This window comes from Streptococcus sp. F0442 (assembly GCF_000314795.2).
GTDB lineage: Bacteria > Bacillota > Bacilli > Lactobacillales > Streptococcaceae > Streptococcus.
Genome location: NZ_KB373316.1, coordinates 1 through 12,034 on the forward strand (window position 1 = coordinate 1; position 12,034 = coordinate 12,034).

Genomic DNA, 12,034 nt, shown 5'->3' on the forward strand with positions numbered 1-12,034 from the left:
AAAAAACAATAAATCTGTCAGTGACAGAATGAGTTTAAGACAAACAATTATTTTAATGAGAGTTTGATCCTGGCTCAGGATGAACGCTGGCGGCGTGCCTAATACATGCAAGTAGAACGCTGAAGCTTGGTGCTTGCACCGAGCGGATGAGTTGCGAACGGGTGAGTAACGCGTAGGTAACCTGCCTGGTAGCGGGGGATAACTATTGGAAACGATAGCTAATACCGCATAACAGTAGATATTGCATGATATCTGCTTGAAAGGGGCAATTGCTCCACTACCAGATGGACCTGCGTTGTATTAGCTAGTTGGTGAGGTAACGGCTCACCAAGGCGACGATACATAGCCGACCTGAGAGGGTGATCGGCCACACTGGGACTGAGACACGGCCCAGACTCCTACGGGAGGCAGCAGTAGGGAATCTTCGGCAATGGACGGAAGTCTGACCGAGCAACGCCGCGTGAGTGAAGAAGGTTTTCGGATCGTAAAGCTCTGTTGTAAGAGAAGAACGAGTGTGAGAGTGGAAAGTTCACACTGTGACGGTAACTTACCAGAAAGGGACGGCTAACTACGTGCCAGCAGCCGCGGTAATACGTAGGTCCCGAGCGTTATCCGGATTTATTGGGCGTAAAGCGAGCGCAGGCGGTTAGATAAGTCTGAAGTTAAAGGCTGTGGCTTAACCATAGTACGCTTTGGAAACTGTTTAACTTGAGTGCAGAAGGGGAGAGTGGAATTCCATGTGTAGCGGTGAAATGCGTAGATATATGGAGGAACACCGGTGGCGAAAGCGGCTCTCTGGTCTGTAACTGACGCTGAGGCTCGAAAGCGTGGGGAGCAAACAGGATTAGATACCCTGGTAGTCCACGCCGTAAACGATGAGTGCTAGGTGTTGGGTCCTTTCCGGGACTCAGTGCCGCAGCTAACGCATTAAGCACTCCGCCTGGGGAGTACGACCGCAAGGTTGAAACTCAAAGGAATTGACGGGGGCCCGCACAAGCGGTGGAGCATGTGGTTTAATTCGAAGCAACGCGAAGAACCTTACCAGGTCTTGACATCCCTCTGACCGCTCTAGAGATAGAGTTTTCCTTCGGGACAGAGGTGACAGGTGGTGCATGGTTGTCGTCAGCTCGTGTCGTGAGATGTTGGGTTAAGTCCCGCAACGAGCGCAACCCCTATTGTTAGTTGCCATCATTGAGTTGGGCACTCTAGCGAGACTGCCGGTAATAAACCGGAGGAAGGTGGGGATGACGTCAAATCATCATGCCCCTTATGACCTGGGCTACACACGTGCTACAATGGCTGGGACAACGAGTCGCAAGTCGGTGACGGCAAGCTAATCTCTTAAAGCCAGTCTCAGTTCGGATTGTAGGCTGCAACTCGCCTACATGAAGTCGGAATCGCTAGTAATCGCGGATCAGCACGCCGCGGTGAATACGTTCCCGGGCCTTGTACACACCGCCCGTCACACCACGAGAGTTTGTAACACCCGAAGTCGGTGAGGTAACCTTTTAGGAGCCAGCCGCCTAAGGTGGGATAGATGATTGGGGTGAAGTCGTAACAAGGTAGCCGTATCGGAAGGTGCGGCTGGATCACCTCCTTTCTAAGGAAAAGGAAACCTGTACGTTGGTCTTGTTTAGTTTTGAGAGGTCTTGTGGGGCCTTAGCTCAGCTGGGAGAGCGCCTGCTTTGCACGCAGGAGGTCAGCGGTTCGATCCCGCTAGGCTCCATTAACACTTTATAGTGTTAAGATTGAACATTGAAAATTGAATATCTATATCAAATAGTAACAAGAAAATAAACCGAAACGCTGTAAATATTTAAAGAGTTTAGGTCGCAAGACCAAAAATAAGGTTAAGTTAATAAGGGCGCACGGTGGATGCCTTGGCACTAGAAGCCGAAGAAGGACGTGACAAACGACGAAATGCTTTGGGGAGCTGTAAGTAAGCGACGATCCAGAGATGTCCGAATGGGGGAACCCAACAGGTAATGCCTGTTACCCATATCTGTTAAGGATATGAGGAGGAAGACGCAGTGAACTGAAACATCTAAGTAGCTGCAGGAAGAGAAAGCAAAAGCGATTGCCTTAGTAGCGGCGAGCGAAACGGCAGGAGGGCAAACCGAAGAGTTTACTCTTCGGGGTTGTAGGACTGCAATGTGGACTTAAAGATTATAGAAGAATGACATGGGAAGGTCAGCCAAAGAGAGTAAGAGCCTCGTATTCGAAATAGTCTTTATACCTAGCAGTATCCTGAGTACGGCGAGACACGTGGAATCTCGTCGGAATCTGGGAGGACCATCTCCCAACCCTAAATACTCTCTAGTGACCGATAGTGAACCAGTACCGTGAGGGAAAGGTGAAAAGCACCCCGGGAGGGGAGTGAAATAGAACCTGAAACCGTGTGCCTACAACAAGTTCGAGCCCGTTAATGGGTGAGAGCGTGCCTTTTGTAGAATGAACCGGCGAGTTACGATATGATGCGAGGTTAAGTTGAAGAGACGGAGCCGTAGGGAAACCGAGTCTGAACAGGGCGCAATAGTATTATGTCGTAGACCCGAAACCATGTGACCTACCCATGAGCAGGTTGAAGGTGAGGTAAAACTCACTGGAGGACCGAACCAGGGCACGTTGAAAAGTGCTTGGATGACTTGTGGGTAGCGGAGAAATTCCAAACGAACTTGGAGATAGCTGGTTCTCTCCGAAATAGCTTTAGGGCTAGCGTCGACATTAAGATTCTTGGAGGTAGAGCACTGTTTGGGTGAGGGGTCCATCCCGGATTACCAATCTCAGATAAACTCCGAATGCCAATGAATTATGGTCGGCAGTCAGACTGCGAGTGCTAAGATCCGTAGTCGAAAGGGAAACAGCCCAGACCACCAGCTAAGGTCCCAAAATAATTGTTAAGTGGAAAAGGATGTGGGGTTGCACAGACAACTAGGATGTTAGCTTAGAAGCAGCTATTCATTCAAAGAGTGCGTAATAGCTCACTAGTCGAGTGACCCTGCGCCGAAAATGTACCGGGGCTAAAACAATTTACCGAAGCTGTGGATACCTTTATAGGTATGGTAGGAGAGCGTTCTATGTGTGGAGAAGGTATACCGTGAGGAGTGCTGGAACGCATAGAAGTGAGAATGCCGGTATGAGTAGCGAAAGACAGGTGAGAATCCTGTCCACCGTAAGACTAAGGTTTCCAGGGGAAGGCTCGTCCGCCCTGGGTTAGTCGGGACCTAAGGAGAGACCGAAAGGTGTATCCGATGGACAACAGGTTGATATTCCTGTACTAGAGTATGTAGTGAAGGAGGGACGCAGTAGGCTAACTAAAGCGTGCGACTGGAAGTGCACGTCTAAGCAGTGAGGTGTGAATTGAGTTAAATGCTTAATTCTATAACATTGAGCTGTGATGGGGAGCGAAGTTTAGTAGCGAAGTTAGTGACGTCACACTGCCAAGAAAAGCTTCTAGCGTTAATCATACTCTACCCGTACCGCAAACCGACACAGGTAGTCGAGGCGAGTAGCCTCAGGTGAGCGAGAGAACTCTCGTTAAGGAACTCGGCAAAATGACCCCGTAACTTCGGGAGAAGGGGTGCTGGCTTTATGTCAGCCGCAGTGAATAGGCCCAAGCAACTGTTTATCAAAAACACAGCTCTCTGCTAAATCGTAAGATGATGTATAGGGGGTGACGCCTGCCCGGTGCTGGAAGGTTAAGAGGAGTGCTTAGGAGTAATCCGAAGGTATGAATTGAAGCCCCAGTAAACGGCGGCCGTAACTATAACGGTCCTAAGGTAGCGAAATTCCTTGTCGGGTAAGTTCCGACCCGCACGAAAGGCGTAATGATTTGGGCACTGTCTCAACGAGAGACTCGGTGAAATTTTAGTACCTGTGAAGATGCAGGTTACCCGCGACAGGACGGAAAGACCCCATGGAGCTTTACTGCAGTTTGATATTGAGTGTCTGTGCCACATGTACAGGATAGGTAGGAGCCATAGAGATCGGGACGCCAGTTTCGATGGAGGCGCTGTTGGGATACTACCCTTGTGTTATGGCCACTCTAACCCGGATAGGTGATCCCTATCGGAGACAGTGTCTGACGGGCAGTTTGACTGGGGCGGTCGCCTCCTAAAAGGTAACGGAGGCGCCCAAAGGTTCCCTCAGAATGGTTGGAAATCATTCGCAGAGTGTAAAGGTATAAGGGAGCTTGACTGCGAGAGCTACAACTCGAGCAGGGACGAAAGTCGGGCTTAGTGATCCGGTGGTTCCGTATGGAAGGGCCATCGCTCAACGGATAAAAGCTACCCTGGGGATAACAGGCTTATCTCCCCCAAGAGTTCACATCGACGGGGAGGTTTGGCACCTCGATGTCGGCTCGTCGCATCCTGGGGCTGTAGTCGGTCCCAAGGGTTGGGCTGTTCGCCCATTAAAGCGGCACGCGAGCTGGGTTCAGAACGTCGTGAGACAGTTCGGTCCCTATCCGTCGCGGGCGTAGGAAATTTGAGAGGATCTGCTCCTAGTACGAGAGGACCAGAGTGGACTTACCGCTGGTGTACCAGTTGTCTCGCCAGAGGCATCGCTGGGTAGCTATGTAGGGAAGGGATAAACGCTGAAAGCATCTAAGTGTGAAACCCACCTCAAGATGAGATTTCCCATGATTTTATATCAGTAAGAGCCCTGAGAGAAGATCAGGTAGATAGGTTAGGAGTGGAAGTTGTGTGAGCAATGGAGCGGACTAATACTAATAGCTCGAGGACTTATCCAAAGAGTCAAAAGATATTGACAATGTAAGGTTAGCTTGTTAGAATATAGATATTCAATTTTGAATGTTTAAGCATTCAGAGTTAAGTGACGATAGCCTAGGAGATACACCTGTACCCATGCCGAACACAGCAGTTAAGCCCTAGAACGCCGGAAGTAGTTGGGGGTTGCCCCCTGTGAGATAAGGTAGTCGCTTAGCAAGATAGGAAGTTAGAAGACTTCCTTTTTTGGGAGTTTAGCTCAGCTGGGAGAGCATCTGCCTTACAAGCAGAGGGTCAGCGGTTCGATCCCGTTAACTCCCATAGGTCCCGTAGTGTAGCGGTTATCACGTCGCCCTGTCACGGCGAAGATCGCGGGTTCGATTCCCGTCGGGACCGTAGAAACTTAGTTTCTAGCAGATAATGATACGACTCGTTAGCTCAGTTGGTAGAGCAATTGACTTTTAATCAATGGGTCACTGGTTCGAGCCCAGTACGGGTCATTATAGCGGGTTTGGCGGAATTGGCAGACGCACCAGATTTAGGATCTGGCGCTTTACGGCGTGGGGGTTCAAGTCCCTTAACCCGCATAGAAGAATAATAATGAGCCGGCTTAGCTCAGTTGGTAGAGCATCTGATTTGTAATCAGAGGGTCGCGTGTTCAAGTCATGTAGCCGGCATTTTTTTATATAAAGAAACAGATGCGAACGTAGTTCAGTGGTAGAACACCACCTTGCCAAGGTGGGGGTCGCGGGTTCGAATCCCGTCGTTCGCTTGAGGCAGCCGGGGTGGCGGAACTGGCAGACGCACAGGACTTAAAATCCTGCGATTGGTAACGATCGTACCGGTTCGATTCCGGTCCTCGGCATAGACTTAGGTTAGAGAAGAAGCACCCTTAGCTCAACTGGATAGAGTACCTGACTACGAATCAGGCGGTTAGAGGTTCGACTCCTCTAGGGTGCATAAAGCGTAAGCTTTAGTTCGGGAAGTAGCTCAGCTTGGTAGAGTACTTGGTTTGGGACCAAGGTGTCGCAGGTTCGAATCCTGTCTTCCCGATAGTATTTTAAAAAAGTCTAATGTTATCATTAGGCTTTTTTTGTAGTTTGTTATATGAAAAAAAGAGCTTTCGCTCTTTCCAACTTTATTTGTTTCGCAGTTCAACATAACGGTTATACCAAATTTTGATGTATTCCTCAGAAAAAGGACCTTTGTTTTGGTTTATCCAATCAACTAGTACTTTAACATTTTCCTTTAAAATGTAGTCAATGTCATCTGAATAGCCCATTTTTTCTTTATGTTGCTCATATTCTTCAACATCTAATAATTTTTTTTCACCATTGGTAAAGACCTTGACATCGAGATCGTAGTCGATGTATTTTAAGGCTTCCTGGTCGATAAGAAATGGACTTGCTAAATTACAGTAGTAGGACACACCATTGTCACGGATCATGGCGATGATGTTAAACCAATATTTTTTATGGAAATAAACAATTGCTGGTTCACGTGTAATCCAACGTCTGCCATCACTTTCAGTTACAAGTGTATGATCATTTACTCCAATAATTGCATTTTCGGTTATCTTTAATACCATGGTGTCACGCCATGTTCGGTGTAAACTGCCATCATGTTTATAACTTTGAATTGTAATAAAGTCGCCTTCTTTAGGTAGTTTCATAACTTACCAACTTTCTACAATCTAAGTACATCTTCTATATTGTATCATATTTTTTCAATTTTTTTTGTTTTTTTCTACGAAATTTTCAATTGATCTGATTGAAAGAGGTTTTTAATCTAAAAATTCTCTGATAGCTGATTTAATATCTGTATAATCATATCCTTTTCTTGCAAGTGATTGTGTTAGACGTTGCTGTAAATCATACCCTTCATATTTTTTACTGTATTTACGATACTGTTTTTCTAACTCTTTTAGGATGAGTTCATTGGTTGTTTCTTCATCTGCTTCGAGTTCGAGATTTTGCAAAGCTATTTGTGCTTGGTTATATGGAAATCCTTTTGAGATAAGTGCTTGGATGATCTTCGTTTCTATGGCTTTTAATGGATATTTTCCCTGGTATTTTTTTAGAAGTTTTTTTGAAGTCCGGTTGATAACTTCAGTAAAATCATAGTCTGCAAGCATTTCTTGAAGGATTGATTTTGGGATCCCTTTTTGTTGAATCTTTTGTTGTAATAAGACAGGGCCCTTATCGCCACTGAGAAGGTTGGCCTCTATCAAGTTTCTTGCATATTGACGATCATCTAACCACTTTTCTTCTGTGAGGTGTTGAACCACTTTATCAATAATGGCAGCATCAATCTCATATTTTGTAAGGTAGTCTCGGACTTCTTTTGTTGTCCGAGCTTTAAAAGAAAGATGGTAAAGGGCCAGGTTTTTACCATAGGAGTATTGTGCAAACTCTTGGATTTCTTTTAGCTCTTCTTCACTGATTTCTTTCTCTTTGGAAAGGAAATATTTGACGATGGTGTCTTCCGTAATATATAGTTTTTGATCGTTGTCTAACTCAAGGAGGTAGAGTCTTTTTTTCTTTTCTAGTTTTGTAATTTTCATGTTTTTATTATACCGAAAAATGTGTTAAGATAGGGATATGAACGTTAAAGTAAAACAAAAAATTCCTTTGAAAATTAAACGAATGGGAATTAACGGAGAAGGGATTGGCTTTTATAAAAAAACACTTGTCTTTGTGCCTGGGGCTTTAAAGGGCGAGGATATTTTCTGTCAAATTACAAGTGTCAAGAAAAATTTTGCGGAAGCCAAACTCCTATCTGTGAATAAGGCATCTAAGTATCGGGTGACGCCCATGTGTGATATCTATGAGACCTGTGGTGGTTGTCAAATCATGCATTTAAAGTATGACAAGCAGCTGGAGTTTAAGAAAGATTTATTGCAACAGGCCTTGAAGAAATTCTCACCTGAAGGCTTTGAACAGTATGCTATTCGGCCGACAATCGGAATGCAGGAGCCACTTTACTATCGGGCAAAATTGCAATTTCAAACAAGGAAATTCAAAGGCCAGGTTAAGGCGGGTCTTTATGCTCAAAATTCGCATTATTTGGTGGAATTAAAGGATTGTTTGGTTCAAGATCCGGTTATTCAAGCGATTGCCAATGATCTTGCGGATTTATTGACCTACTATCAGATTCCGATTGCTGATGAGAGAAAAGAACTGGGTGTTAGAACCATGATGGTTCGACGGGCTCGGAAGACTGGTCAGGTTCAGCTTATTGTGGTTACTAGTCGCCAGATTAATGTAAACAATTTAGTAGAGGACTTGGTCAAGAAACACCCTGAGATTATCACCGTTGCTGTTAATAAAAATACGTCTCAATCAAGCGAGATCTATGGCGAACAAACGCAGATTATTTGGGGTGAAAAGGCTATACTTGAAGGTGTTTTGGATTATGAATTCTCTCTTTCACCTCGAGCCTTTTATCAGTTGAATCCGGAGCAGACTGAAGTCTTGTATAGTGAAGCGGTCAAGGCTTTGGATGTATCGTCAGAGGATCATCTAATTGATGCCTACTGTGGTGTTGGAACCATTGGGTTTGCTTTTGCGAATAGAGTAAAAAGTGTGCGGGGGATGGATATCATTCCTGAAGCGATTGAAGACGCTAAATACAATGCCAAACGGATGGGATTTGAGAATACCCACTATGAGGCTGGGACAGCAGAAGAGATCATTCCTCGCTGGTACCAGGAAGGTTATCGGGCAGATGCAGTCATTGTGGATCCACCCCGTACGGGTTTAGGGACGAAATTGATCGAGACCTTATTGCACTATGCACCTGAAAAGATGGTCTATATCTCTTGTAATGTATCGACTTTGGCACGGGATTTGGTAGCTTTGACAAAGGTTTATCAGGTTGAATACATTCAATCAGTGGACATGTTTCCACATACGGCAAGGACAGAGGCTGTCGTGAAGTTAGTGAAGAAGTGAAAATGAACAGAATGAGTGAAGGAAATAGGAAAATGGACAATGTTATTGATGTATCGATTCCAGTGGCTCAAGTCATTGATCAACATCCGGAAGTATTGGACTTGTTGGTGGAGTTGGGTTTTAAACCCTTAGCCAATCCGATCATGCGCAATACAGTTGGGCGCAAGGTTTCCTTGAAACAAGGATCAAAATTAGAAGGTACCCCCATGGAGAAGATTGTGCGAACGCTAGAAGCTAATGGCTATGAAGTAGTGGGGCTAGACTAATGAGCGATGAACGAATTCATGTCTTGAGAGACATCTTATTAGACCTGCATCATGGAGCATCTCCTGAGTCGGTCCAAGAGCGCTTTGATGCGACCTTTAGCGGGGTGTCTGCGATTGAGATTTCCCTCATGGAGCATGAGCTGATGAACTCCGATGCAGGTATCACTTTTGAGGATGTCATGGAGCTGTGCGATGTCCATGCCAATCTCTTTAAGAACGCTGTACAAGGGGTCGAAGTGGCAGATACAGACCATCCAGGTCACCCGGTTCAGATCTTTAAACAGGAGAACCTGGCCCTTCGGGCCGCTATGATGCGGGTCCGTCGCTTGCTGGATAATTATGAGACGACAGAGGATCCTGAGATGATCCAGGAGATTCACAAAGGCCTCTTGCGTCAGCTGGGCTTGGTGAGTCAATTTGATCGGCATTACCGCCGCAAGGAAGAGTTGATGTTTCCGATTATGGAACGCTATGGGCATGATTCTCCTCCTAAAGTCATGTGGGGAGTAGATGACCAGATTCGAGACCTCTTTGCGAAATCTTTGGAGGTGGCCAAGGAACTACCGGATTCTGGTATTTCTGAAGTCAAAGAGCGCTTTGAAGCCTTTGCGCAAGAGTTTGAGGGCATGATCTTCAAGGAAGAGTCGATCCTCTTGATGATTTTGCTGGAGGCCTTTACCCAGGACGATTGGCTTTCCATTGCAGAAGAAAGTGATGCTTATGGTTATGCCATTATTCTCCCCAGTGAAAAGTGGGTGCCAAAACGCGTGGACTTCAAGGAAGAAGGAACAAGAGAGACAGAAGATTTAGGTGAAGTACTTCCTTCTTCAAATGGAAGCGAGCACCGTCAGGTCATTGAGACCCCTGAGGGACAGTTGACCATTACCTTCACGCCTAAGAAAAAAGAAGAGAGCTTCGACCGCCAGCAACCACAAGCTTTTGGAAATGGATTTTTATCTGTGGAGCAAGCAAATTTGATTTTGAACCATCTGCCGATGGAGATCACCTTTGTCAATAAGGATGATATTTTCCAATATTACAACGATGTGGCGCCTTTTGAAGAGATGATTTTCAAACGGACGCCGTCGCAGGTAGGACGCAATGTTGAGCTGTGTCACCCACCAAAATACTTGGAGAAGGTCAAAGCGATTATGCAGCGGCTTCGAGAAGGGAAAAAAGACAAGTATGAAATGTGGTTCAAATCCGAATCGCGTGGGAAATTTGTCCATGTCACCTATGCAGCAGTGCATGATGAAGCTGGAGAATTTCAAGGGGTCTTGGAATATGTTCAAGATATTCAACCTTATCGAGAGATCGATACGGATTTTTATAAAGAAATGGAGTAAAGATGAGTTACGAAACAGAGTTTATGAAGGAGTTTGAGGAGTGGATCAAGACCCAAGTCATGATCAATGAAATGGCTCTAGAAGAGAGTAAGAAGGTTTTTGATGAAGACCAGGATGAACGAGCTAAAATCGCTATGATCCGCTATGAAAGTCGTTTGGATGCTTATCAGTTCTTGCAAGGGAAGTTTGAAAATTTCCATGCTGGAAAAGGATTTCATGATTTGCCAGATGGCATCTTTGGTGAAAGAAAATACTAAAATGGCCCTATTGAAGGCGTTTTACTGATCAGATTTGCCTGAAAATTGAGCAATGACTTGATTTTTTAAGGGATTGTGATACAATAAAAAAGTTGAAATGACATCAACGGATTATTGAATGGAATGATGGTGATGAAACCTTGTTGCCTTAGGAATTGATCACTGAATTTAGGAGGAAAAATGGCAAAGAAGAACGTAAACCGTGCGAAACAATACAAACATCAAAATAGACATCTTTTGAAAAAAGCTGTTGAGACCGTAACTGCAGCTGTGAAAGAAGCACCAAAGAAAGTTGAGAAAGCTACAAAAGCAGTGGCGAAAGAAGTGAAACAAGTGGCTTCTTCAGTGGAAGAATTCGCTGCAAGCTTGGAAGGTGTAGCCCTTGATCGTGCGCAAACATTCTATGATGAAGGTATTCGCTCTGTTGCGGACTTCGCAAACTGGACAGAAAAAGAGTTGTTGGCCCTTAAAGGAATCGGCCCAGCTACGATCAAAAAATTGCAAGAACTTGGTGTTAAGTTTAAATAATCGCTTTTGTGATTTCTTGCTATTTCCAGTAAAACTTGATAAAATGAAGCTGTTAGAGGTGTTTTGAATACCACATTTTACAGAAAGTGGCAGTGCTGAGAAGTCCACAAATGTGTCAAAACTAGTTGCTAATGGATGAAATTAAAAAATGAAATATAAATCTTTTTGTTTCCTTTTAGGGCTAGGCAGCGAGTTGCAGGCTGTACTTAAGTACGCCAAAGCGAGCTAACGGCATCATAAAAGAGAAACAAGAAGATGAAAGTTGCGGGCAACAGCCCGAAATTGGGTGGTACCGCGGATAAACATATTCGTCCCTGTCATGTAGATGGCAGGGGCGATTTTTTGTAGAAAGCGAGGGAGGAAGATGACAAGAGCAGAGTTACCAGAACGAATCGAAACGGAGCGTCTGGCCTTACGAGTCCGTACAGTGGCGGATGCCGAGGATATCCATGCCTACGCTAGTCTCCCAGAAGTTTCTTACCCAGCAGGCTTTCCACCCGTCCAGACCTTGGAAGATGAAATTTACTACCTAGAACATATCCTTCCCGATCGTAATGAAAAGGAAAATCTCCCAGCTGGCTATGGAATTGTGGTCAAAGGGACCGATAAGGTTATTGGCTCTGTTGATTTCAACCATCGCCACGAAGACGATGTGCTGGAGATTGGCTATACCTTGCACCCAGACTATTGGGGTCGAGGCTATGTTCCCGAAGCTGCGCGTGCCTTGATTGATTTAGCTTTTACAGAACTAAACCTACACAAGATAGAATTATCTTGCTTTGGTTACAACCTTCAAAGTCAACGAGTTGCTGAGAAACTTGGATTTACCCTCGAAGCTCGTATCCGAGACCGCAAAGATGCTCAAGGCAGTCGCTGTGATGATTTGAGATATGGCTTGCTGAAGAGTGAGTGGGAAGAACGAAACTATTAGTTACGCTGTTCAGAATTTACCAATAG

At 45.2% G+C, this 12,034-nt stretch carries 8 protein-coding genes, 10 tRNA genes and 3 rRNA genes; 19 read left to right on the forward strand and 2 right to left on the reverse strand.

Going from position 1 to position 12,034, the window contains the following annotated elements; translation table 11 throughout:
• Window positions 1-51 precede the first annotated feature (51 nt).
• From HMPREF9186_RS08900 to HMPREF9186_RS08960, 13 genes are all read left to right on the forward strand, one after another.
• Window positions 52-1,600 (forward strand): 16S ribosomal RNA (locus tag HMPREF9186_RS08900).
• A gap of 53 nt (window positions 1,601-1,653) precedes the next feature.
• Window positions 1,654-1,726, forward strand: a tRNA-Ala gene (locus HMPREF9186_RS08905).
• 122 nt (window positions 1,727-1,848) lie between these two features.
• Window positions 1,849-4,750 (forward strand): 23S ribosomal RNA (locus tag HMPREF9186_RS08910).
• Window positions 4,751-4,829: 79 nt separating this feature from the next.
• Window positions 4,830-4,945 (forward strand): 5S ribosomal RNA (gene rrf / locus HMPREF9186_RS08915).
• The 16S, 23S and 5S rRNA genes sit together here with 10 tRNA genes alongside, the layout of an rRNA operon.
• A 30-nt stretch (window positions 4,946-4,975) precedes the next feature.
• A tRNA-Val gene (locus HMPREF9186_RS08920) sits at window positions 4,976-5,048 on the forward strand.
• Between the two features lie 2 nt (window positions 5,049-5,050).
• Window positions 5,051-5,123, forward strand: a tRNA-Asp gene (locus HMPREF9186_RS08925).
• 31 nt (window positions 5,124-5,154) lie between these two features.
• Window positions 5,155-5,227, forward strand: a tRNA-Lys gene (locus HMPREF9186_RS08930).
• A 5-nt stretch (window positions 5,228-5,232) separates the two neighbouring features.
• Window positions 5,233-5,314, forward strand: a tRNA-Leu gene (locus tag HMPREF9186_RS08935).
• Between the two features lie 17 nt (window positions 5,315-5,331).
• Window positions 5,332-5,404: transfer RNA gene (locus HMPREF9186_RS08940), tRNA-Thr, on the forward strand.
• Between the two features lie 23 nt (window positions 5,405-5,427).
• Window positions 5,428-5,499 (forward strand) — tRNA-Gly (locus HMPREF9186_RS08945).
• A gap of 7 nt (window positions 5,500-5,506) precedes the next feature.
• Window positions 5,507-5,592 (forward strand) — tRNA-Leu (locus HMPREF9186_RS08950).
• Between the two features lie 21 nt (window positions 5,593-5,613).
• Window positions 5,614-5,687 (forward strand) — tRNA-Arg (locus HMPREF9186_RS08955).
• A 19-nt stretch (window positions 5,688-5,706) separates the two neighbouring features.
• A tRNA-Pro gene (locus HMPREF9186_RS08960) sits at window positions 5,707-5,780 on the forward strand.
• Window positions 5,781-5,865: 85 nt separating this feature from the next.
• Here the strand turns inward: HMPREF9186_RS08960 and ntdP are convergent.
• Both ntdP and recX read right to left on the reverse strand, forming a co-directional pair.
• The gene (gene ntdP / locus HMPREF9186_RS08965) at window positions 5,866-6,399 is read right to left on the reverse strand and encodes a nucleoside tri-diphosphate phosphatase (protein ID WP_009732351.1); all 534 of its coding nucleotides are present in this window, start codon (window positions 6,397-6,399) and stop codon (window positions 5,866-5,868) included.
• Window positions 6,400-6,510: 111 nt separating this feature from the next.
• Window positions 6,511-7,290, reverse strand: a complete 780-nt coding sequence (recX, locus tag HMPREF9186_RS08970; protein ID WP_009732352.1) for a recombination regulator RecX — start codon at window positions 7,288-7,290, stop codon at window positions 6,511-6,513.
• Window positions 7,291-7,327: 37 nt separating this feature from the next.
• On the opposite strand from recX, the gene rlmD reads away from it, so the two are divergent.
• The 6 genes from rlmD (at window position 7,328) to HMPREF9186_RS09000 (ending at window position 12,008) form a co-directional block, all read left to right on the forward strand.
• On the forward strand, window positions 7,328-8,680 hold the full coding sequence (gene rlmD, locus HMPREF9186_RS08975; RefSeq protein ID WP_009732353.1) for a 23S rRNA (uracil(1939)-C(5))-methyltransferase RlmD: 1,353 nt from the start codon (window positions 7,328-7,330) through the stop codon (window positions 8,678-8,680).
• Window positions 8,681-8,712: 32 nt separating this feature from the next.
• Complete coding sequence (locus tag HMPREF9186_RS08980) at window positions 8,713-8,946, forward strand: DUF1858 domain-containing protein (RefSeq protein WP_003005810.1); 234 nt, start codon at window positions 8,713-8,715, stop codon at window positions 8,944-8,946.
• The gene (locus HMPREF9186_RS08985; RefSeq protein WP_009732354.1) at window positions 8,946-10,292 is read left to right on the forward strand and encodes a DUF438 domain-containing protein; all 1,347 of its coding nucleotides are present in this window, start codon (window positions 8,946-8,948) and stop codon (window positions 10,290-10,292) included. The genes HMPREF9186_RS08980 and HMPREF9186_RS08985 overlap by 1 nt, the downstream gene beginning before the upstream one ends.
• 2 nt (window positions 10,293-10,294) lie before the next feature.
• Complete coding sequence (locus HMPREF9186_RS08990) at window positions 10,295-10,549, forward strand: DUF1912 family protein (protein WP_009732355.1); 255 nt, start codon at window positions 10,295-10,297, stop codon at window positions 10,547-10,549.
• A 180-nt stretch (window positions 10,550-10,729) separates the two neighbouring features.
• Window positions 10,730-11,077, forward strand: coding sequence for a helix-hairpin-helix domain-containing protein (locus tag HMPREF9186_RS08995; protein ID WP_009732356.1), 348 nt, complete (start codon window positions 10,730-10,732; stop codon window positions 11,075-11,077).
• A gap of 364 nt (window positions 11,078-11,441) precedes the next feature.
• Window positions 11,442-12,008, forward strand: a complete 567-nt coding sequence (locus HMPREF9186_RS09000; protein ID WP_009732357.1) for a GNAT family N-acetyltransferase — start codon at window positions 11,442-11,444, stop codon at window positions 12,006-12,008.
• Window positions 12,009-12,034: the final 26 nt, after the last annotated feature.

What these genes read in the sequence shown, in the direction of transcription:
- HMPREF9186_RS08990 (WP_009732355.1), top strand. Translation starts at nt 10,295, where the DNA reads ATGAGTTACGAAACAGAGTTTATGAAGGAGTTTGAGGAGTGGATCAAG.
- HMPREF9186_RS08995 (WP_009732356.1), top strand. Translation starts at nt 10,730, where the DNA reads ATGGCAAAGAAGAACGTAAACCGTGCGAAACAATACAAACATCAAAAT.
- rlmD (WP_009732353.1), top strand. Translation starts at nt 7,328, where the DNA reads ATGAACGTTAAAGTAAAACAAAAAATTCCTTTGAAAATTAAACGAATG.
- recX (WP_009732352.1), bottom strand. Translation starts at nt 7,290, where the DNA reads ATGAAAATTACAAAACTAGAAAAGAAAAAAAGACTCTACCTCCTTGAG.
- HMPREF9186_RS09000 (WP_009732357.1), top strand. Translation starts at nt 11,442, where the DNA reads ATGACAAGAGCAGAGTTACCAGAACGAATCGAAACGGAGCGTCTGGCC.
- HMPREF9186_RS08985 (WP_009732354.1), top strand. Translation starts at nt 8,946, where the DNA reads ATGAGCGATGAACGAATTCATGTCTTGAGAGACATCTTATTAGACCTG.
- ntdP (WP_009732351.1), bottom strand. Translation starts at nt 6,399, where the DNA reads ATGAAACTACCTAAAGAAGGCGACTTTATTACAATTCAAAGTTATAAA.
- HMPREF9186_RS08980 (WP_003005810.1), top strand. Translation starts at nt 8,713, where the DNA reads ATGGACAATGTTATTGATGTATCGATTCCAGTGGCTCAAGTCATTGAT.